Below are 21596 nucleotides of genomic sequence, written 5' to 3'. Positions count from 1 at the left end.
CCTCATCGACGCCCTCGGTCGGCGCCCTCGGTCGGCGCCCTTGGTCGCATCTCACTCCACGCTCAGCACCTCACCGACCGGCCGTCGCGGCGTGGCCACTCCCCGGGGGCCGTAGCCGAACCGGAACACCATGTGGACGAAGCCGGTCAGGGAGCCGGGCTCGCGGGTCAGCGCGCGGAGCTCGGGCCATTCGAGGGGCTGCGACATCAGCGAGGTCGACAGCCCGTCGAGGGTGGCCTGCAGGAGTACGCGCTCCATGGCCTGCCCCGCCCGCAGCCAGTCGGCCGGGGAGTCGTCCATCGTGCCCAGGAGCGCGATCTGCGGCCGCGTCTCGAAGGAGGCGACGGCCCGGCCGGGCAGGTCGCGCGGTGCGTCGAAGTCCCGGGCGGGGGCGCTCACCCCGTACTGCCGGGGGCCGAGGGCGTACGACGGTATGCCCTCGGTGGCCGGCCCCTCCCCGGGCCTGCCCGTATGGGTCCAGGAGGCGATCTCCTCGCGCAGCGCCGCGTCGGCCGACTCGAAGAGAGCGGCGTCGCGCACCAGGTCCAGGACGGCGTCCGAGTGCCAGGACCCCGGCACGATCAGCCGGCACCCCTCCAGGAGGGAGGCACCGCGGAGCCCGTCGATGATCTCCCCCGGGATCCGCTCGTCGGAGAAGGGGAAGCGGCTGGTGTGCCGCTGCCGCACGGCGGGGTAGAGGTCCGCCGGTCCTGGTCCCGGTTCCGCCGGACCGCGCTCCTGGAGCACGACATCGGCCAGGTGCCAGGGGTCGCGCGGATCGGGGAGCAGCTCGATCGCGGCGTCCCACCCGTGGTGGGCGGCGGACACCCGCAGATTGAACAGGGCGGCCCCGCATCCCAGGTGCAGCCCGCGCCCGTCCGGGTCACCGGCCGGCAGCGCGCGCGACGGGTCGCCGTACAGGGCGATGATCCGGGTGCCCGCCCGATGGACGAACCTCCAGGGCTGGGCGTTGTGCATGGACGGTGCGGTGACGGCGTCCTCGACCAGCGAGGTCACGGTCTCCACGAGATGGTCGGTGGTAGGCATGGCTTCCTCTCCGGTGCTCCCTCGGCTCCAGCTTCCCGCCCGGCACGCCCGGCGCAGCAGGGGCCGAACGGCCCTGCCCACCGTCCGAACGGGGCCCTCTCCGTCCCCGCTCGCTGTGACCACGCGCGGCTCGACATGAGGCGGCGCGGTGCGGCGGCTACGTTGGGAGGACGCGGACGCGAGCGGTCCGCCCCCTCGACGCCGTCGGAGGTATCCATGGGCGGGGAAGGCCGCGAGGCCCCACGGGCCAGGCTCCCGCGCTTGAGACTCGACGAGCTGCTCGATGAGCTCCAGGGCCGTATCGACGAGGCCCGGGGCACCCGCGACCGGCTCAACGGCCTGCTGGAGGCCGTCATGTCCGTGGGCCGGGAACTGGCCCTGCCCCAGGTGCTCCGGGGGATCATCGAGGCGGCGGTCGTGCTCGTCGACGCCGAGTACGGGGCGCTGGGTGTGATCGGCGACGACCAGAAGCTCGCCGAGTTCCTCCCCATCGGCATCAGCGACGAGGTACGGGAACAGATCGGCGGCCTCCCCTCCGGCCACGGGCTCCTCGGCGAGCTGATCCGGCACCCGGAGCCCCTGCGGCTGGCCGAGCTCTCGGCCCACCCGACCTCGTACGGCTTCCCGCCCCACCACCCGCCGATGCACACCTTCCTCGGCGTGCCCATCAGGGTCCGCGAGGAGGTGTTCGGCAACCTCTACCTCACCGAGAAGCGAGGCGGGGCCGACTTCGACGCGGAGGACGAGGCCGTCGTCTCCACCCTGGCGGTCGCGGCGGGCATCGCCATCGAGAACGCCCGCCTCTACGAGGAGGGGCGGCAGCGGGAGCGGTGGCTCGCCGCGAGCTCCGACTTCACCAGCGCGCTGCTCTCCGGCTCGGCGGAGTCGGAGGTCCTGGAGGGCATGCTGGCCCGGGCCGTGGACATCGCCGGCGCCGACCTGGGCGTCTTCCACCTGGTGGAGCCGGACGGCGAACTGAGCGGTTCGATCGCCCACGGGGAGAGGGCCGGGGCCCACCGCGGCCTGGTGCTGCCGACCACCCGGGGCACCCTCGCCGGAGCCACGCTCGCCGCCGACGCGCTCATCACCGTCCCCGATGTGGGGAACGATCCCCGGAGCACCGTACGGCCGGAGCGCTGGGACGGATTCGGTCCCGCGGTGGCCGTCGTCGTGGGGACCAAGGAGAAACTGAGCGGGGTCCTCATCCTCGCCCGGCTCCAGGGCGGTCCGCCGTTCGCCGGACCGGAGATCGCCTCGCTGCCGGGCTTCGCCGGACAGGCCGCGCTGGCGCTCGAACTGGCCGAGCGCCGCCGCGCCGCCGAGCAGGTGAGCCTTCTGGAGGACCGGGACCGGATCGCCCGTGACCTCCACGACCTCGCGATCCAGCGGCTGTTCGCCACCGGGATGACCCTGCAGAGCGCCCGCCCCTTCGTCGAGCACCCGGAAGCGGCCGAGCGGCTCGGCCGTGCCATCGACGACCTCGACACCACTATCAAGATCATCCGCTCCACCATCTTCGGGCTCCGCGAGCACGGGCCGACCGGAGACGCCCCTAAGCTCCGGACCCGGGTCGTCCAGGCGGTGGACAGCGCGGCGCCCGCCCTCGGGTTCACTCCCGCGCTGCGGATGGAGGGGCTGATCGACACCGACGTGCCCCAGGACGTGGCGGACCAGGTGATCGCGGTGATCGTGGAGGCCCTGAGCAACATCGCCCGGCACGCGGGGGCGCGGGCGGCGGAGGTGTCGGTCGTCGCCGAGGGCGGTGCGCTGACGGTGACCGCGACCGACGACGGCACCGGCGTCCCGGAGGGTGCCCGCGGCAGCGGCCTGCGGAACCTGACCGAACGGGCCGAGAGGCTGGGCGGCACCCTGTCCGTCGAGCGGGGCCCGGCCCCGCGCGGCGGCACCGTACTGGAATGGCGGGTCCCGCTGCCGACGGGGCGCGGGGGAGGGGGCGGAGCGTCCCGTACGGCACCGTGACCGCGCCCCCTGCCTCGCCCCCCCGGGGCTCACCCCTCCTGCTGCCCGTGCTCCCGTACCTCCGTCGCGATGACGGCCGCCTGCACCCGCCGCTCCACCCCGAGCTTCCCGAGCAGCCGGGAGATGTGGTTCTTCACGGTCTTCTCGGAGAGGTAGAGCCGCCCGGCGATCTGCCGGTTGGTCAGCCCCTCGCCGATGAGGTCGAGCACGGACCGCTCCCGCTCGGACAGGACCGACAGCCGCTCGTCCTCCACGGGACCGGACGGCTCGGGGGCGCGCAGGGTGCGCATGAGCCGGGCCGTGGTCGCCGGGTCCAGCATCGACTGGCCGGTCGCCACGGTCCGTACGGCCGACACCAGGTCCGACCCGTTGATCTGCTTGAGTACGTAGCCGGCCGCCCCGGCCATGATCGCGTCCAGCAGGGCGTCCTCGTCGTCGAAGGACGTCAGCATCAGGCAGGCCAGCTCCGGCATCCGCGAGCGCAGCTCCCGGCAGACCGTGATGCCGTCCCCGTCGGGCAACCGGACGTCGAGCACCGCCACATCGGGCCGCAGCGCGGGGCCGCGGGCCAGCGCCTGGGCGGCCGTGGACGCCTCCCCGACGACCTCCAGACCCGGCTCGGCCCCCAGCAGGTCGTGCAGCCCCCGGCGTACCACTTCGTGGTCGTCCAGCAGGAAGACCCGGATCGGGGCTCCGGCTGCGGCGGTCGGTGTGCCGGACATGTGCGGCCCCCGGTGGTCGGTCGGCTCTCAGGGCGTTCGGCCAGGGCCCTCGTCGAGGTCGGGCCCCGGTCCCTCGTCCTACCCGCATTGTCCCAGGGGCGGCGCCGAAGGGCCCCCTGGATCCGTTCTCCGCTGGTCAATGCGGGTGGCGGAAGGCGTTGGCGTAGGCTTGCCAGCCTGACTGGACAAGACCTGCCCACCCGTGCGCGCGCCGTTGCGGTGGGGTGACTACGGAGGTTCGCGTACATGCCGAGCAGCAGTCGTACGGCACTGGTCGAGGACCTGATGGGGCGTTTCCCCGAGGTACCCCGGGAAGCCGTCATCAAGGAGGACCTGCTGCGCGGCGGCATGGCCTTCGACGAGTCCGCGCTCAGCGGCTCCATCGGCGGCGCCACCGGTGATGTGAAGCCGAAGTCGTACTTCATCTTCTCCTTCGACCACCGCACGCTGCCCGAGCTCGGCGCCGCCGCGCTCAACCGTCCGCCGGAGGAGGTCGTGCTCACCGGCGGCCCCTACGGCCTGCGCCGCACGGTGGTGTCGGTGCGCGTAAACCCCGACTCCCCGTACGTCGTGCGCGGCGGCGAGGACGGCACGCTCGGCCTCTACCTCGACGGGGCGCGGATCGCGGACGTCGGGCTGCCGCCGATGCCGGAGTACTACCGCCACCAGCTCTCCAACGGCAAGTCCGTCATGGAGGTCGCGCCGACCATCCAGTGGGGCTACCTCATCTACCTGACGGTCTTCCGGGTGTGCCAGTACTTCGGCGCCAAGGAGGAGTGCCAGTTCTGCGACATCAACCACAACTGGCGCCAGCACAAGGCGGCCGGCCGCCCGTACACCGGGGTCAAGCCGGTCGAGGAGGTGCTGGAGGCTCTGGAGATCATCGACCGGTACGACACCGCCGGCGTCTCCCGCGCCTACACCCTCACCGGCGGCTCGATCACCTCCCAGGTCGCCGGCCGCGACGAGGCCGACTTCTACGGGCACTACGCCAAGGCCATCGAGGAGCGCTTCCCCGGCCGCTGGACCGGCAAGGTGGTGGCCCAGGCGCTGCCCCGCGAGGACGTGCAGCGCTTCCACGACTACGGCATCCGCATCTACCACCCCAACTTCGAGGTGTGGGACCGCCGCCTCTTCCAGCTGCACTGCCCCGGCAAGGAGCGGTACGTCGGCCGTGACGAGTGGCACCGCCGGATCCTGGAGTCCGCCGAGGTGTTCGGGCCGCGCAACGTCATCCCCAACTTCGTCGCGGGCATCGAGATGGCCGAGCCCTTCGGCTTCACGAAGGTGAGCGAGGCCATCGACTCGACCACCGAGGGGCTGCGGTTCTTCATGTCGAACGGGGTCGTGCCGCGCTTCACCACGTGGTGCCCCGAGCCGACCACCCCGCTCGGCAAGGCCAACCCGCTGGGCGCGCCGCTGGAGTACCACATCCGCCTGCTCCAGGCCTACCGGGCGACGCTGGAGGAGTTCGGCCTCAACTCCCCGCCCGGCTACGGCCCCGCCGGACCCGGCCGCGCGGTGTTCTCGGTCAGCTCCTTCATGGACAGCCTCGAAGGCCTGGAGGAGGAGCCCGTCTCCTGACGCTCCCCGGGAGAACGGGCACCGTTCCGCGAGATCGGGCACGGATCGGGCGCGTCACCCGGCGGAGCGGACCCCGGGAGCGCCCGGAACGCCCGGTGGTACGGGTGTGACCAGCGGCGGTCCACCGGGGGAAACGGGCAGGAACGGGCAGAGGGAACCCCGCGAAGAGCCTGGTCCGCCGGGGACCCTGCTTGTAAAAACGTCACATGGGCCCGAACGGACCGGGTCGCCGCCTGAACAGCGCCACCGCAAGAGCCAGGGATGTGTGTCGTGGACACCGACGAACGCCGCAGAGGAATTCTCGACACCGCCCGACGGGACGGATCGGTCGAGGTGAACGCCCTGGCGGTGGTGTTCAAGGTGGCCAAGGAGACCGTCCGCCGCGATCTGCACGTACTGGAGGAGCACGGTCTCCTCCGCCGGACCCACGGCGGCGCCTACCCCGTGGAGTCGGCGGGCTACGAGACCACGCTCGCGGTCCGCACCACCCGTAACGTCCCGCAGAAGTCGCGGATCGCGGCCGCCGCCGCCGATCTGCTCGGGGACGCCGAGACCGTCTTCGTCGACGAGGGCTTCACCCCCCAGCTCGTCGCCGAGGCGTTCCCCCGGGACCGTCCGCTGACCGTGGTCACGGCGTCCCTGGCCGTCGCCACCGTCCTCGCGGACGCCGAGAAGATCTCCGTCCTGCTGCTCGGCGGCCGGGTGCGCGGCTCCACGATGGCCACCGTCGACCACTGGGCCTCCAAGATGCTGGCCGGCTTCGTCATCGACCTGGCGTACGTCGGTGCCAACGGCATCTCCCGCGAGTACGGCCTCACCACCCCCGACCCGGCCGTCAGCGAGGTCAAGGCCCAGGCCATGCGCAGCTCCCGGCGCCGGATCTTCGCCGGGATCCACTCCAAGTTCGGCGCGGTGAGCTTCTGCCGGTTCGCCGGTGTCGGCGACTTCGAGGCGATCGTCACCGACGCGGGACTCTCCTCGGCCGAGGCCCAGCGCTACTCCCTCATGGGCCCCCAGGTCATCCGCGTCTGACGCCGCGCGCCCGGTCCCGTCCACCGGCCGCGCCACCCCCGTACCACCGCGCCCCGCCCCCCGTCGGGGCGCGGTCCGCCCTGCTCGCACGACCCGCACCCCCCTCGTACGACCCGACTCGCACGACCCGATCACCGAGCCGCTACGACTGATCAGGAGTCCCCATGCGCCATCACCCCCGCCGACGACACGGACCACGCCGCCGCCTGCCGCGCACGGCAGCCACAGCCGCGGCACTCGCCCTCCTCGCCACCGGCTGCGCCGGGGCCGGCGGGACCTCCTTCGGGGGAGGTGACGCCCTCAACGTCCTGATGGTGAACAACCCGCAGATGGTCGAACTCCAGAAGCTGACCAAGGAGCACTTCACCAAGGAGACCGGCATCACCGTCCACTTCACGGTGCTGCCGGAGAACGACGTCCGCGACAAGATCAGCCAGGACTACTCCAACCAGGCCGGCCAGTACGACATCGCCACCATCTCCAACTTCGAGCTCCCCTTCTTCGCCGAGAACGGCTGGCTGCGCCCGCTGGACGAATACGTCGACGCCGACCCGGACTTCGACCAGCAGGACATCCTCCCGCCGCTGCGCGAGTCGCTGACCCACAAGGACGGCAAGCTCTACGCCCAGCCCTTCTACGGCGAGTCCTCCTTCCTGATGTACCGCAAGGACGTCTTCGAGAAGGAAGGGCTCACCATGCCCGCCAAGCCGACCTGGAAGGAGGTCGCCGAACTCGCCGCGAAGACCGACGGATCGCAGCGCGGGATGAAGGGCATCTGCCTGCGCGGCCTGCCCGGCTGGGGCGAGGTCATCGCCCCGCTCACCACCGTCGTCAACACCATGGGCGGCACCTGGTTCACCGAGGACTGGAAACCCCAGCTCACCTCACCGGAGTTCAAGAAGGCCACCAAGTTCTACGTCGACCTCGTGCGCAAACACGGAGAGCTCGGCGCCCCGCAGTCCGGGTACGCCGAATGCCTCAACAACATGACCCAGGGCAAGACCGCCATGTGGTACGACGCCACCGCCGGCGCCGGTTCGCTGGAGGCCAAGGGCTCCCCGGTGAAGGGCAGGATCGGCTACGTACCGGCCCCCGTCGAGCAGACCAAGAGCTCCGGCTGGCTCTACACCTGGGCCTGGGGGATGCAGAACGCCTCCAAGAAGGCCGACGACGCCTGGAAGTTCATCTCCTGGGCCTCCGGCAAGGAGTACGAGGAACTCGTCGGCGCCACCAGCGGCTGGTCCAACGTCCCCGCCGGGAAACGCGCTTCGACCTACGCCCACCCCGACTACCGCAAGGAAGCAGGGGCGTTCGCCGACGTCACCCAGCAGGCCATCTCCGAGGCCGACCCCAACAACCCCGGCACCCAGCCGCGCCCCACGGCAGGCATCCAGTTCGTCGGCGTACCGGAGTTCACCGACCTGGGCACCAAGGTCGCGCAGGAGATCAGCGCCGCCATCGCGGGCCGCCAGTCGGTGGACGCCGCACTCGCCACCTCCCAGAAGCTGGCCGAGAAGGTAGCGGAGGAGTACCGATGACCACGACCACCGCCGTACGGCCGACCCCACCCCGGCCGGCCCCGCCCGGCAAGCGCCCCACCGGCAGCAGAGCCCGCGCCTGGGCGACCCGGGCGCCCCTGCTACCCGCCCTCGTCTTCCTGATCGTGGTCACCCAACTGCCCTTCGTGGCAACCCTGGTGATCTCCTTCTTCGACTGGAACTCGCTCAAGCCGGACCAGCGCCACTTCACCGGATTCGCCAACTACGGCTCCGTCTTCACCGACCCCGCCCTGCGCGAATCGGTCCTCACCACCGTCCTGCTCACCGCGACGGTCGTGATCGTCAGCGTCGTCCTCGGCCTCGCCTTCGCCCTGCTGCTCGACCGCACCTTCTTCGGCCGGGGCTTCGTCCGCACCCTGCTCATCACCCCGTTCCTGATCGTGCCGGTCTCGGCGGCGCTGCTGTGGAAGCACGCGCTCTACAACCCCGAGTACGGGCTCTTCAACGGTGTGCTGACCTGGTTCGGCAACCTCTTCGGCATCGAGTCCATCGCGCAGCCGGAGTGGACCTCCGAGATGCCGCTGATGGCCGTCGCCGCGGCCCTCGTCTGGCAGTGGACCCCCTTCATGATGCTGATCCTGCTGGCCGGGCTGCAGAGCCGCCCCGCCGAGATGATGGAGGCCGCCCGTCTCGACGGCGCCGGGCCATGGCAGATGTTCCGCTTCCTGACCCTGCCCCACCTGCGCCGCTACCTCGAACTCGGCGTCCTGCTGGGCTCGGTGTACATCGTGCAGAACTTCGACGCCGTGTTCACCATCACCGCGGGCGGCCTCGGCACCGCCAACCTCCCGTACACCGTCTACGAGACCTTCTACCGGGCCCATGAGTACGGACTGGCGTCCGCCGTGGGCGTGGTCGTGGTGATCGGCACCGTGATCATCGCGACCTTCGCGCTCCGGGTGGTCTCCTCCCTCTTCCGTGAGGAGGCGAGCCGCGCATGAGCGCCTCGACCGCAGCACCGAACCGCACCCGCGCCACATCGAAGGCCCCCGCGCCGACGGCCCGCGCCCGCAGGCGCACCACGGTCCTCGGCCTGACCGCCTGGGCCGTCGGCATCGTCTTCTGCCTGCCCGCCCTGTGGATGGTGCTGACCTCCTTCCACTCGGAGGCCGACGCGGCGACCAACCCGCCCTCCCTGGCGGCCTCGCTGACGCTCGACGGCTACCGCACCTTCTTCGGCGGCGGAGGCGGCCCGACCCCCTGGCCCCCACTGGTCAACTCCCTCACCGCGTCGCTGTTCTCCACCCTCCTGGTGCTCCTGCTGGCGCTGCCCGCCGCGTACGCGCTCTCCATCCGGCGGGTGAGCAAGTGGACCGACGTGATGTTCTTCTTCCTCTCCACCAAGATGCTGCCGGTGGTCGCCGGTCTGCTGCCCATCTACCTGTTCGCCAAGAACACCGGGCTCCTGGACAACATCTGGCTGCTCGTCCTGCTCTACACCTCGATGAACCTGCCGATCGCGGTGTGGATGATGCAGTCCTTCCTCGCCGACGTCCCCGTCTCCATCATCGAGGCGGCCCAGGTCGACGGGGCGAAGCTGCCCACCGTGCTGGGCCGGGTCGTCGCCCCCGTGGCCGCCCCCGGCATCGCCGCCACGGCCCTGATCTGCTTCATCTTCAGCTGGAACGAGCTGTTGTTCGCCCGGGTGCTGACCGGCGTGGTCGCCGGGACGGCGCCCGTCCACCTGACTACCTTCGTCACCAGCCAGGGGCTCTTCCTCGCCCAGCTGTGCGCGGCGTCCGTGGTCGTGTCCCTGCCGGTGCTCATCGCCGGCTACGCCGCCCAGGACAAACTCGTCCAGGGCCTTTCACTGGGAGCAGTCAAATGAGGGCAGCCATCGTCGAGGCCCCCGGCAAAGTGTCCGTCACCACGGTCGACGACCCCACGCCCGGCCGGCGTGACGTGGTCGTGAAGGTGGCGTCCTGCGGGCTCTGCGGCACCGATCTGCACATTCTCCAGGGGGAGTTCGCCCCCACCCTGCCGATCGTCCCGGGCCACGAGTTCGCCGGCGAGATCGTCGCCGTCGGCACCGACGTCACCGAACTGGCCGTCGGCGACAAGGTGGCCGTCGACCCCTCGCTGCACTGCCACGAGTGCCGCTACTGCCGCTCCGGCCGCGGCAACCTCTGCGACAACTGGGCCGCGATCGGCGTCACCGTCCCCGGTGGAGCGGCCGAGTTCGCCGTCGCCCCGGTCGCCAACTGCGTGAAACTCCCCGAACACGTCGACGTCACCGACGCGGCCCTGATCGAACCGCTCTCCTGCGCGGTCCGCGGGTACGACGTCCTGAAGGGCAACCTCGGGGCCGAGGTCCTCATCTACGGCTCCGGGACGATGGGCCTGATGATGCTGGAGCTGGCCAAGCGCACCGGCGCCGCCTCGGTGGAAGTCCTGGACATCAACGCGCAGCGCCTGGAGACCGCGAAACTCCTCGGCTGCACGGGAGCGGCCGCCCGCGCCGAGGAGCTCGACCGGCCCGGCGGCTGGGACGTCGTCATCGACGCCACCGGCAACGCGGGAGCCATCCAGGACGGCCTCGGCCGGGTCGCCAAGGGGGGCACCTTCCTCCAGTTCGGCGTGGCCGACTACGCCACCACGGCGGTCATCGAGCCGTACCGGATCTACAACCAGGAGATCACCATCACCGGCTCGATGGCGGTCCTGCACAGCTACGAGCGGGCCGCCGCGCTCTTCGCGAGCGGGGTGCTGGACCCGGCCGTCTTCATCAGCGACCGGCTGCCGCTGGAGCAGTACCCGCAGGCGATCGACCAGTTCAGGGCGGGGGTGGGGCGCAAGATCGTGGTGCAGCCGTAGCCGTAGCCGTAGCCGTAGCTCTAGCCATAGCCGAAGTGCGGCCGCGCGCCTCTGACCTGCGAGAACTTGAGTGGAATCTGAGATTCACATAAGGGGGGTTTCAGTCATTCCGGTTTCGGCGGGCGTCGACACGGGTGGGCTATTGGTGCACCTATGTGCCCCGTTGCGTCTCGCCGGCATTCCGCAACCTCCCCTATGCCCGTTTCGGGCATAGGGGGGTTATCGGCCGAGTGCCGAAAGAGCGCTGGTCCCAGCTTCGAACGCCGGATTACTGTCCGGCTACTCGCGGTCGAGACGCCCGCGGCCCGCGGGTGAGTGGTGACTTGCCCCTATCGATCGGAGAATCCCATGAGACTTCCTCGGACCACCGCCCTGGCCGGTGCCACGTGCCTCCTGCTCGGCACCGTCGGCCTCGCCGGCGCCGGTACCGCCGCCGCCGCGGAGACCCGGGCGGCCACCTGTACCGCGACCGCCGTGCACACGGGCGTCACCGGCACCCTGAAGAAGTGCACCGAGAGCGACGGCCGTGTCAGAGTCACCGGCACCCTGCGGGACAGCGCGCTGAGCAACGGCGCCACCGTTCTGACCGTGCGCATCGGCACCTACAACCGGCAGTGGACCATCTGCGGCACCGACGAGCCGATCGACACCGGCTACCGGCCCGCCGGTGCGGTGGCCCTGGCGTGGGGGTCCGTCAGCGCGGACCGCTGCTGAACCAGCTCCTGACCTCCGACTGACCTACGCCTGACTTCCGAAGGTGAGCCGGTCCGGGCCGCCGGACACCGGACCGGCTCACCGTTCGTACATCGGCGGGATCAGGGGAAGTTGACGACCGTCGAAGGGATCGTCGACGTTCCCGAGGTCGGGGAGCCGATGTTGTTGATCACGTGCTGGTACTGCCCGTTGCCGCCGAGGGAGACGACCAGCAGGTTGTGGAACTTCACGCCCGGCTTGACCGGTGCCTTGAAGCCGTGTTCCTGGATGATCGTCGGATCGACGTTGTAGTAGCAGTAGCTCGTGTTCGACGAACAGCCCGGTCGCCAGCACGTCGTCACCGTTGACGCGGACGCCGTAGTCGGCCCGGTTGGTCTCCCAGCCCCAGCCCTCGCCGTGGTCGGCCCGCCAGATCCAGGTGTGGTCGATGATCACGTCGTCGCTGTTGACCACCAGGCTGGTGGTCGCCTTGCCGGGGCCCGCGCCACCGATGCGGATGAACACGTCCTGCACGGTGGTGGGGTTGACCGAGTGGTCGGCGGAGGCGCCCTGCGGGCCGACCTCCAGCAGCGTGGGCGAGTTGACCGGACCGGCGTCGATGAGGAAGCCGGCCAGCTTCACGCCGTCGACATCGGCGACCTTCATCGCGGTGATGCCGTTGTCCGGGATGATCGTGGCGAGGCCGAGCCCCAGCACGACGGTGTTGGCCCGGTTCACGTCGATGGTCTGGTCGATGTGGTAGACGCCGGGCGTGAACAGCAGGTTGAGGCCCTGGGCGAGCGCCGCGTTGATGGTCGCCGCGGTGGCGCCCTGCTTGACGACGTAGAAGCGGTTCAGCGGGATGGACTCACCCTGCTGGTTCCCGCCCTCCCAGGAGACGCCGCGCGCGTTGACCCGCTTTGCCGGGACGAACACCTTGTACTCGTTGCCGTCGAGGTAGAGGAACGGCTTCTCGCGCGAGATCGGCGTCGTGTCCAGCGTGGTGTACGGCGGGTTCGGGTAGCTGGACGCGGGCGCGCCCTGGACACCGGAGAAGGTCATGTTCCAGACGGCGTTGGTCCAGCCGCCGACCGAGCTGTCGCGGGTGTACCACTGCTGCTGGGAGTACGGGCCCACGGTGCCGTCGATCTTGCTGTCCGCGATGTAGCCGCCGCTGGCCCAGCCGTATCCGTCGGGCGCCAGGTTGAGTCCGCCCTTGACGTGCATCCGGCGGAAGGGCGCGGCCTGGGAGACGGCCCAGCGGTTGGTGCCGTTCACCGGGTTGAGGGTGAGGTTCTCCGCCGAACGCCAGAAGTTCTGGGTGGCGTTCCCGTTGAACCAGCCCGCGTCCACCGTGACATCGCCGTTGAATGTGGTGGAGTTGGGGTTGAGGCCGAGACCGGCGATCTGGGTGTAGAACCCGATCTGCGCGTTGATGTTGTTGTACGTGCCGGGCTTGAAGAGCAGCGCGTGCCGGCCGGAGCCGAACTGCGCGGACTCCTGCTGCCGGAAGATCTCGTCGACCTTGCCCTGGATGTTCGGCGTGGACGGGTCGAAGACATGGACGTTCGGGCCGAGGTCACCGCCGCCGGGAATCTGCGGGCCGCCGCCGCCGTCCCGCGTACCGAAGACCTTGAACTCCCAGAGGGAGTAGCCGTATCCGGTGGCGCGCTGGGTGCCGGTGAGGCGTACGTAACGGGCCTCGCCCGAGACGGTGAGCGTCTCGTTGCCGCCCTGGCCGGTGGTGGTGCTGTACGCGCTGGTCCAGGTGGTGCCGTTGGTGGAGAGCTCGATCCGGTAGCTCTTCGCGTACGCGGCCTCCCAGGCGAGCTCGACCCGGCTGAGGGCGGCCGGGGAGCCGAGGTCGATCCGTATCCACTGCGGGTCGGAGAAAGCACTGGACCAGCGGGTCCCGGAGTTGCCGTCGACCGCGTTGGAGGCGGCGAAGGGGCCTTCGGTGCTGGAGGCGGTCGTCGGGCTGCCCTGGGAGAGCAGGACGGGCGCCGCCTGCGCCGGAGCGGCCTGCACCACTCCGAGCAGGGCCGCGACCAGGGCGGTCACCAGCGCGAAGCCGAGCGCGCGCCATCGGTGGAGTGCGGCCATCGGGGGCCGCGAGGGTCTGACGAGGGCAACAGACATGTCCTGAGCTCCTGAGTGTCATGTGCGCGGGGGTGGAGGCGGGGGGCGGGCGCAGGCTCCCTCAGAGGAGAGAGCGCTCTCTCGGTACGCGAATGATTCTCCCGCGTTTCGGCCACGTCAAGAGTTGTGCACAGGATCGCCGGGATCGGCCTCCCGGGGCGTCTGATGTTTCATCTCCTGAAAGCAGAAGGGCAGTTGGTGGGGGAGTGGGGTGACACGTCCGGCGGGGTTCTGTCGGTGATCGCGTCAACTGCCCCGCGGCCTCTTGACGGTTGGCGTCGCTGCCGCCACGCTCCCCACTGCGGGGGGAGCGCTCTCTCGGCCCGAACCCGCTACAGAGCAAGGAGTTCACATGAATGCCCGTGGAACACCACGGCTTCGAGGCGCCCTGGCCGTCATGGCCGCGGTGGCCCTCCTGTTCACCCTCTCGGTGGCCCTCGCCCCCGAACGGGCCGTCGCCGCGGCCGTCCTCGTCTCCCAGGGGAAACCGGCCACCGCCTCCAGCGCCGAGGGGCCGTTCACCGCTCCCAACGCCGTGGACGGCAACCGCGGTACCCGCTGGTCCAGCGAGTTCACCGACGACCAGTGGATCCGTATCGACCTCGGTACGAACACAGCGGTCGGCCAGGTCGTACTCGACTGGGAGGCCGCGTACGCCAAGGGCTACCGGATCCAGCTCTCCGCCGACGGCCAGCAGTGGACGACGATCCACTCCACCACCACCGGCACCGGAGGCGTCGAGACCCTCACCGTCTCGGGCACCGGCCGCTACATCCGGCTGCTCGGCACCCAGCGCGCCACCCCGTGGGGCTACTCCCTCCACGAGTTCCAGGTCTACTCCACCACCGGCGGCAACGAACCCGGCGGCGACGTCCTGCTCTCCTACGGCAAGCCCGGCTCCGCCTCCACCTCCCAGCACGACGGCACCTGCTGGGAGTGCGGCCCGGACAAGGCCTTCGACCGCGACCCCGCGAGCCGCTGGGCCACCAGCCCCGAGGGAGGCTGGACCGACCCCGGCTGGATCGCGGTCGACCTCGGCGCCCGCGCCGAGATCCACCGGGTGGTCCTCCAGTGGGACCCGGCCTATGCCCGCGCCTACCGCATCGAGGTCTCCGACAACGGAACTGACTGGCGGACGATCCACCAGACCACCACCGGCACCGGCTTCAAGGAGACCCTGAACGTCACCGGCACCGGCCGGCACGTCCGCCTGTACGCCACCCAGCGCAGCGGTGAATACGGCTACTCGCTCTGGGAGTTCCAGGTCTGGGGCACCGGCGGAGCACCGATCCCCGCACCGCCGCTGCCCGCCGACCCCACGTACGACCGGCTGGTCTTCAGCGACGAGTTCAACGGCCCGGCCGGCGCCACCCCCGACCCCGCCAAGTGGGTCCCGGAGACGGGCACCGGCCCCAACAACGAGCTGGAGTACTACACGAACAACAAGAACGCCGCCCAGGACGGCAACGGCAACCTCGTCCTGGAGGCCCGCCGTGAGCCGACCCCCGGCTCGTCCTGCCCGCGCGACCCGCTGAGCGGCAGCACCACCTGCCAGTACACCTCCGCGCGGCTCAACACCTACGGGAAGTTCCAGTTCACCTACGGCCGGGTCGAGGCACGCATCAAGGTCTCCGGCACGCAGGGGCTCTGGCCCGCGTTCTGGATGCTGGGCGCGGACTACTTCGACAAGGGGCGTCCGTGGCCCTACACCGGTGAGATCGACATCATGGAGCACGTCGGCAAGGAGCCGAAGACCGCCTACTCCACCCTGCACGCACCCGCCTACAACGGCGCGGCGGGCTACGGAGGCCCCCACTCCCTGCCCGGGGGCGCGAACTACGCCGACGACTTCCACACCTTCGCCGTGGACTGGAACAGCAAGGGCATGACGTTCCGGGTCGACGGCCAGGTGTCGTTCCGGGTCGACCGGGAGGAACTGGAGCGCACCCGTGGTCCCTGGGTGTTCGACCATGACTTCTTCCTGATCCTCAACAACGCGGTCGGCGGTGACTGGCCGGGCCCGCCGGACAGCACCACCCGCTTCCCGCAGAAGCTGAGCGTCGACTACATCAAGGTCTGGCAGTAGCCCCCACTCCGACGGGGGACGGCCCGTTCCGTCCTCCGTCGGAGTCTCAGCGAGCGTCGTACACGATCCAGAGCGGCCCCTCGGCCAGGTCGATCCGCTCGCCGTCCGGTGTGCTGAACCGGGTGTCGGCGTCCGCGGCGGTCCGCGTCCACCGTGCCTCGTACGCCCTGCCGTCGCGCAGGACGTGCGCGGTGCCCGAGCCCACGGTCTCGGTGAACGGGGTGTTGTTGCCGGACCGGTCGCCGAAGGCCGACGGCCGCACGGTCACGTCCTGCACGATCACCGTGGCGGCCCCCAGCGGCTCCCCCTCGCTCGTCCGGGCGGGGGAGCCGTCCATGGAGACCAGCCACCGCCCGCGCTCGGCGGACCAGGTGAACGTGGTCCGCGCGGACGGGAAGCGGACCGTACGGGTGTCCTCGGCGCTCCCGCCGGGCGGCGCCGGACCGAACCTCAGCCCCAGCGCCTCCACGGCCTCGGTCCCGGAAGCGGTGTACGGGATCCGCTCCGGCCGCAGATAGAGATTGTGCGGGGCCGGCCGCTCCGCACCCCGGAAGTACGCCCGGGGCGTGGCCGACGGCGGTACGGCGTCGAGCGGCGCCCGTTCGATGGCCGGCAGGAGCCTGCTCTGCGCCCCCGAGAAGGCGAGCACCGGCCGGTCGAACTGGCGCAGCAGCTCCAGATCGGTCTCCCGGGCGCTGCGGACCGGGCCGACGACCGGCGGAACGTCGGAGGAGTAGACCGCGAGGAGCCGGCTGAGCCCGGCCTCCACCTGCTCCACGTACACGATGTCCGCCCGCTCCAGCCCGGTCTGCGGCCGGGCCGGCGCCACGTTGTCGATCTTCACGGCGAGCACTTTCGCGTCGGTCGCCGTCCCCGACGGGCTGCTGCTCCGGCTCTCGGGCCCCGAGCCGTCCCCGCCCGTGCATCCGGCCGCGAGGAGAACGAGGAGGAGCGCGGTGAGCAGCGCGACGACGGATGTCTTCGAGCGGGCTGATGCCTTCGATCGGGCTACGGACATGGCGACCGCCCTTCCGGGGCACCGTCCGGGCGGAGCGCCGCCGCGTCGCTGCCCCTTACCCATCATCACGCGTCCGGCCGGTTCGCGGTTGCGTCAGGCGCCGGGGCGGTCGGCGTGTCCCGGCGCGGACGGACCCATTGACGGAGCGAACGGTCACCCCATGTGTGCACGGCGTGACGCGCAGCGGTGACGCGCACGTCGTGACGCGACCCGGCCTCGGCCGACATGGCTGGAACTGCACCGCGCCGCGCCCCCGATTCCGCTTCCGATGGGAGTGTTCGCTCTCTACGGTTGCACCAGTGGCGGGTTACGTGCCCGTTCGGTGACGGGTGAGACAGAGGGGGGCCGATGGAAGCCGAGTTGACGGCACTGGCGGCATCGGGCGCGACGACGTTCGTGGGGCTGATGGCGACCGAGGCCTGGTCTCAGGTGCGCGGGCGGCTGGCCCGGTTCCTGGGGCGGGGCGAGGACAGCGAGGCGATCCACGCCGAGCTGGAGGAGTCCCGCGAGGAACTGGTCGCGGCGCGTCGCAGCGGCGACGAGGGCAGCGCCGAGGACATCGCGGCGGCATGGCGGGTCAGGCTCCGCAGGGCCCTGCGCGACAACCCGGAGGCCGCCGGGGAGCTGAGGGAACTGCTGGACGAGCTGGCCCCGCACCAGGCGCCCGGCCCCACCGTCACGGTCAACAACAGCACCAACGGGGGCACCTATTACGGCCAGGTGATCCAGGGGCACGACATCTCCGGGCTGACCTTCCACAGCGGAGGTACGGCAGCGCCCCGGCCGGAACCGGGCACCGCGTGACCACCCCGGGCGCCGACGGCCACCGGCCCGGGCAGATCGACGCGCGGAACGACCCGTGCCGGGGACGGCCTCGCTCCCGTAGGCCCCCAGCAGGACCGGTTTGCCGAGCGCCGCACCGTACAGGGTCACCGACCCGTGGTCGCCCACGACCACATCCGCCGCGACCAGGGCCGACCGCCACGCGTGGATATGGAGGACGAGCATCAGCCCGGCGTCCAGCGCGGGCGCCAGAAGATCGCGGATCTGCCAGGAACCGTGCTCCGACCAGACATTGGGATGGACGATCGCCGCGACCCGGAACTCGTCGTACGGCAGCGCGGCGAGCACCCGGGCCGCCAGCCCCGGGCCCTGACCGATCAGCGACGTCGGCCCCCACGTCGAGCTGAGCACCACCAGCCGGTGCCGGCCGGGCACGCCGAGCGCCCGGCGGTAGGAGGCCACCCGGTCCGCGCTGCCCAGCAGTTCGTCGTAGCACGGGTCGCCCACCAGCAGGGTGCGCCCGGCCGCCTTCGGATGGGAGGAGAGCAGCTGCTCCTCCTGCCCCGGGTGCGAGATGGCCAGTCAGGCCCTGCCGGATTCCAGCAGGCTGTCCGGCACGACCCCCGACAGCCGGTCACCGGACGCACGGGAGTCCGGCACCTGCTTCTGGAAGCCGATGCCGTGGGGCAGCACGAGGACGGGGCAGTGGCCTTCGGGTACGTCGATGTTCTCGCTGGCGGTGAGGATCAGGTCGGGCTCGGCGTGGCCCACCTGCTCCCAGGGGATGACCCGGCAGCCCGCGTCGTGCAGGAGGTCCAGCACCCCGTCGTTGAACGCGGAGGTGGGGTCATGGGCGAAGACGACGGTGACCCGGCCGTCCCCGCGGAGGAGGGCGGGCAGGCATTCGAGGACCCGGACGGTCGAGGTCACCGTACGGGCCGCTACGACCAGGGTCTTCTCACCGTGAAAGGTGCTCCACCGCCCGGCGCCGGTCCCGACGGGAAGGCGGAGAGGCTGGCTAGCGTGCATGGCCACCCCGAAAGGCTACGGGCACACCGCCCGCTCGCGGCTATTGTCGGCTTATCGCATCTCAAGCTGCGCTGCAACCGTTTCAGGGTCGGGCGGAAAAGTGGCGGTCATATTGTACGGTCATCGTCGCTCACGCCCCCACCGTCAGCTCATCCCGGCAGATCGGGCAGCGGTCCTTGCCGTCCCAGTCGTCCCACCCGAAGGACGCGGGCGAGAACGTCCGGTCCTGCAACTCCTCGCGCACCGCGACCCGGTAAGCCCAGACCCGGTCCAGGTAGGGGTGGTAGGCATCGTGGAAGGCGGCGGACGTGTGCCCGGAGCCCGTGCCCACCACACGCTGGACCGCACGCAGTTGCGCGAACATCGCCTGGCCCGCACCGGCCACGTCGGCCGACGCGTCGATGAAGAACCGCTCCCGCACCTCATGGACGGCCGTCTCGCTCAGGGCCGCACGGGCGGCCCGGTCCGGGTCGGTGGCGGTGTCCTGGTCCTGGGCGATCTGGCGCAGCCGGGAGTGGCAGTCCCCGACGGCCGAGATGAACTCGATGTACACCGCGCGCCGTCGTTCCGCCGCCTCGCGGTCGTTCTCGTGGCGCCGACGCAGATGGTCGGCCAGTACGGTCCCCGAGATGGCGATGAAGCCACCGCTGACCGTCGCGACGAGCGTTCCCCAGTCCACGACTTCCCCCAAAGAAGTGATCCCCGTTCCTGCGGTGTCCCCGAATCTACCGTGGGCCCTCCGCCTTCGGCCCCGCGAACCGCACCGGGACCCGGAAGCGGGCCTTGCGGGCGGCCCGGCGGAACGTGGTGAGGACGGCGGGGCCGGCCAGGGTGATGCAGATGAAGTTCGTGACGGCCCGTCCGGTGTCCCAGCCGAGGGAGGTCGCCACGTCAAAGGCGAGGTAGCGCTGCCACTGTTCGGTGAAGGGCAGGCCGGGGAGATAGGCGATGGAGCTGTTCGGGTCTACCGAGAACGGCCAGAAGGACAGGTTCAGCAGAAAGCCGAAGAGATAGCCGGAGAGCGATCCGTAGACCGCGAGCATCATCACCTCGCGGCGGCCCGTGGCGCGGGGCAGCAGGCCCGCGAGCATGCCGACGAACGCGCAGCCGAACATCTGGTACGGCATCCACGGGCCGACCCCGCCGGTGATCAGGGCCGAGGCGAAGAGGGACGTGCAGCCCAGGGTGAAGCCGAAGCCGGGACCGTAGACACGGCCTGCCAGGACCAGGACGAAGAACACCGTCTCGATGCCCGCCGTACCCGCCCCGAGCGGCCGCAGCGCCGCGTTGACGGCGGAGAGCACCCCGAGCATCGCCAGGGCCTTGGAGTTGATGCCGCCCTCGGCGATCTCGGAGATCACCACACACAGCACGAGGACCAGCAGGACGCCGAAGATCAGGGGCGGGGCGTAGTTGGCCCCCAGGCGCCCCGGGGCGACCAGGAACGGCCAGAAGAAGGCGACCAGGCCGAGGAAGGCGGCCAGGGCGATGACGATTGCGGCGCGCGGGCCGATGCGGATGGCACCGGCCGAGCGGTCGGTGAGGCGGGGAAGTTCTGTCACGCGCCCGCCTCCTCGGCCGGGAGCACGGAGACGACTTGATCGACCGTCAGGTACGGGAGAGGCGAGAGGATCTTCGCCACCTGGGGGGCGAAGACGGGGGAGGCGACGATCACTTCGGTGGTCGGGCCGTCCGCGACGATGTCGCCCTCGGCCATCACGACCACCCGGTCCGCCGCCCGGGCCGCGAACTCGACGTCGTGAGTCGAGATCACCACCGACCGCCCCTCGGCGGCCAGTTCGTCGACCATGGCGATGAGCTGGGTCTTCGCCCGGTAGTCGAGCCCCCGGGTGGGCTCGTCCAGCAGCAGCACCCGGGGCGCCGCCGCCAGCTGGATGGCGAGGACCAGCGCCAGCTTCTGGCCCTCGGACAGGTCGCGCGGGTGTGTGGCGCCGTCGACGCCGGGTGCCAGCCGCTCCAGGATCGCGCGGGCGGAGGACCCGGGGCCCTCCCGTACGGCCGACTCGGTGTCGGCCTGGTCGAGTTCCTGCTCGACACTCTCCAGGTAGAGCAGGTCGGTCGGGGTCTGGGGGACCAGGCCGACGAGTCGTCTCGCCTCGGCTGCGGAGAGGGACTTGGGGTCGCTGTCCTTCGCCGGAGTGCGCGAGCCCTCCGTGGGGCCCCGATCGACGCGTACCGTACCGGACTTGCGCGGCCCCGAGCCCTGGAGCGCCCACAGCAGCGACGACTTGCCCGAGCCGTTGCGGCCCATCAGTGCGGTGATCTCGCCGCCCCGCAGGTCGAGGTCCACCTCGCGGACCGCCGCGACACCCCGGTACGCCACCGTGACCCCGCGCGCCGTGAGCAGGGCGGGGCCCGGCTCCTCCGGCACCGGGCGGACCGGCGGGGGCGGGGTGGCCGCCAGGGCGGTGCGCAGCGGGGCGGCGGCCCGGCGGGCGTCGCGGACCGACAGCGGCAGCGGCGACCAGCGCGCGGCGCGGCCCAGCTCCACGATGGGCGGCGCGATCGACGACGTGGCGAAGATGACGTGCGGCCGCGTTCGCCGGCATAGGCGAGGAAGACGCCCACCTGGCAATTCTCTGTCCGTCCCGCCGTTCCCGAGTATTGGCGCTGGACCCCGGCCGAGCGGACCCCCTTCTTCAGGAAGCCCGTGTCGTCCACGATCAGCACCGCACCGGGGTCACCCAGTTGCTCGACCACATAGTCACGCACGTCGTCCAGGACCTCATCAGCGTCCCAGTCACACCGGTTCAGCAGCCGGTGCATCCGGTCAGGGCTGCCATGCCCAGCCTCCTCCGCGAGCGTCCAGCCGTTCTTCCGCTCCAACGGCGCTATGAGCCCCCGCATATACGCCAGCGCCGACTCCCGCGGCTCCGACCGGGCAAACCGGTGCACGAACCGCTCATGCACCTCACCCAGACCCGCCGCCCACACCCTCACATCACCAAGCACCCCACCCATAACCAGCCCAACGACCAACCTGGCCACCAGTCACGCCAAACGCCGTTGCAGTACTAGCAGCCCCCACCGGGCGCGGGGGCTCCACCGCCCCCGCGCCCGGGGTCCGCCCCCCCCGCCCACGCCCCGCT

15 protein-coding genes and 4 pseudogenes are annotated in these 21596 nt (G+C 71.0%); 10 read left to right on the top strand and 9 right to left on the bottom strand.

Annotated elements, in window-relative coordinates; translation table 11 throughout:
- Nucleotides 1-51 precede the first annotated feature (51 nt).
- The gene (locus IF17_RS0115625) at nt 52-1047 is read right to left on the bottom strand and encodes an Acg family FMN-binding oxidoreductase (RefSeq protein ID WP_030566293.1); all 996 of its coding nucleotides are present in this window, start codon (nt 1045-1047) and stop codon (nt 52-54) included.
- Between the two features lie 216 nt (nt 1048-1263).
- On the opposite strand from IF17_RS0115625, the gene IF17_RS0115620 reads away from it, so the two are divergent.
- Nucleotides 1264-3027: a sensor histidine kinase gene (locus IF17_RS0115620; protein WP_030566291.1), complete on the top strand. Its 1764-nt coding sequence runs from the start codon at nt 1264-1266 to the stop codon at nt 3025-3027.
- A gap of 29 nt (nt 3028-3056) precedes the next feature.
- Here IF17_RS0115620 and IF17_RS0115615 read toward each other — a convergent pair whose 3' ends face one another.
- Entirely contained in the window at nt 3057-3749 is a 693-nt protein-coding gene (locus tag IF17_RS0115615) for a response regulator (protein WP_030566288.1), read from the bottom strand.
- Between the two features lie 246 nt (nt 3750-3995).
- Here IF17_RS0115615 and IF17_RS0115610 point away from each other — a divergent pair, with 246 nt between their 5' ends.
- From IF17_RS0115610 to IF17_RS0115580, 7 genes are all read left to right on the top strand, one after another.
- Nucleotides 3996-5333, top strand: a complete 1338-nt coding sequence (locus tag IF17_RS0115610; protein ID WP_030566286.1) for a radical SAM protein — start codon at nt 3996-3998, stop codon at nt 5331-5333.
- A gap of 270 nt (nt 5334-5603) precedes the next feature.
- Entirely contained in the window at nt 5604-6365 is a 762-nt protein-coding gene (locus tag IF17_RS0115605) for a DeoR/GlpR family DNA-binding transcription regulator (protein WP_030566284.1), read from the top strand.
- Nucleotides 6366-6529: 164 nt separating this feature from the next.
- On the top strand, nt 6530-7903 hold the full coding sequence (locus IF17_RS0115600) for an ABC transporter substrate-binding protein (RefSeq protein ID WP_030566282.1): 1374 nt from the start codon (nt 6530-6532) through the stop codon (nt 7901-7903).
- The gene (locus tag IF17_RS0115595) at nt 7900-8865 is read left to right on the top strand and encodes a carbohydrate ABC transporter permease (protein WP_030566280.1); all 966 of its coding nucleotides are present in this window, start codon (nt 7900-7902) and stop codon (nt 8863-8865) included. The genes IF17_RS0115600 and IF17_RS0115595 overlap by 4 nt, the downstream gene beginning before the upstream one ends.
- Entirely contained in the window at nt 8862-9752 is an 891-nt protein-coding gene (locus IF17_RS0115590; RefSeq protein WP_030566278.1) for a carbohydrate ABC transporter permease, read from the top strand. The genes IF17_RS0115595 and IF17_RS0115590 overlap by 4 nt, the downstream gene beginning before the upstream one ends.
- Complete coding sequence (locus tag IF17_RS0115585; RefSeq protein ID WP_030566276.1) at nt 9749-10738, top strand: zinc-dependent alcohol dehydrogenase family protein; 990 nt, start codon at nt 9749-9751, stop codon at nt 10736-10738. The genes IF17_RS0115590 and IF17_RS0115585 overlap by 4 nt, the downstream gene beginning before the upstream one ends.
- A 348-nt stretch (nt 10739-11086) precedes the next feature.
- A complete protein-coding gene (locus tag IF17_RS0115580) occupies nt 11087-11452 on the top strand; it encodes a hypothetical protein (RefSeq protein ID WP_030566274.1) in 366 nt (121 codons plus the stop codon).
- A gap of 101 nt (nt 11453-11553) precedes the next feature.
- Here IF17_RS0115580 and IF17_RS01000000136480 read toward each other — a convergent pair.
- Nucleotides 11554-13570 (bottom strand): annotated as a pseudogene (locus IF17_RS01000000136480) (discoidin domain-containing protein).
- Nucleotides 13571-13922: 352 nt separating this feature from the next.
- On the opposite strand from IF17_RS01000000136480, the gene IF17_RS0115570 reads away from it, so the two are divergent.
- Nucleotides 13923-15656: a discoidin domain-containing protein gene (locus tag IF17_RS0115570; protein WP_030566272.1), complete on the top strand. Its 1734-nt coding sequence runs from the start codon at nt 13923-13925 to the stop codon at nt 15654-15656.
- 46 nt (nt 15657-15702) lie between these two features.
- Here IF17_RS0115570 and IF17_RS0115565 read toward each other — a convergent pair whose 3' ends face one another.
- A complete protein-coding gene (locus tag IF17_RS0115565; RefSeq protein ID WP_030566270.1) occupies nt 15703-16674 on the bottom strand; it encodes a DUF3048 domain-containing protein in 972 nt (323 codons plus the stop codon).
- Between the two features lie 348 nt (nt 16675-17022).
- Between IF17_RS0115565 and IF17_RS0115560 the strand changes: the two genes are divergently transcribed.
- Nucleotides 17023-17478: a hypothetical protein gene (locus tag IF17_RS0115560; RefSeq protein WP_030566556.1), complete on the top strand. Its 456-nt coding sequence runs from the start codon at nt 17023-17025 to the stop codon at nt 17476-17478.
- 24 nt (nt 17479-17502) lie between these two features.
- Here IF17_RS0115560 and IF17_RS01000000136475 read toward each other — a convergent pair.
- The 5 genes and pseudogenes from IF17_RS01000000136475 to IF17_RS1000000139785 form a co-directional block, all read right to left on the bottom strand.
- Nucleotides 17503-18486 (bottom strand): annotated as a pseudogene (locus tag IF17_RS01000000136475) (hypothetical protein); the annotation flags it as partial.
- Nucleotides 18487-18616: 130 nt separating this feature from the next.
- A complete protein-coding gene (locus tag IF17_RS0115550; RefSeq protein ID WP_030566268.1) occupies nt 18617-19165 on the bottom strand; it encodes a hypothetical protein in 549 nt (182 codons plus the stop codon).
- A 46-nt stretch (nt 19166-19211) separates the two neighbouring features.
- Nucleotides 19212-20048 carry an ECF transporter S component family protein gene (locus IF17_RS0115545; RefSeq protein WP_030566266.1) on the bottom strand — a complete coding sequence of 279 codons (837 nt, stop codon included), beginning with the start codon at nt 20046-20048 and terminating at the stop codon, nt 19212-19214.
- Nucleotides 20045-21040, bottom strand: a pseudogene (locus tag IF17_RS0115540) (ATP-binding cassette domain-containing protein); the annotation flags it as partial. The gene IF17_RS0115545 and the pseudogene IF17_RS0115540, both read right to left, overlap by 4 nt.
- Nucleotides 20947-21468: pseudogene (locus IF17_RS1000000139785) on the bottom strand (IS701 family transposase); the annotation flags it as partial. The pseudogenes IF17_RS1000000139785 and IF17_RS0115540, both read right to left, overlap by 94 nt.
- Nucleotides 21469-21596 lie beyond the last annotated feature (128 nt).

The organism is Streptomyces cyaneofuscatus (genome assembly GCF_000718135.1).
Lineage (GTDB): Bacteria > Actinomycetota > Actinomycetes > Streptomycetales > Streptomycetaceae > Streptomyces > Streptomyces cyaneofuscatus.
The sequence above is the reverse complement of the archived record's forward strand: the minus strand, read 5'-3'. Positions and strand labels throughout refer to the sequence as shown.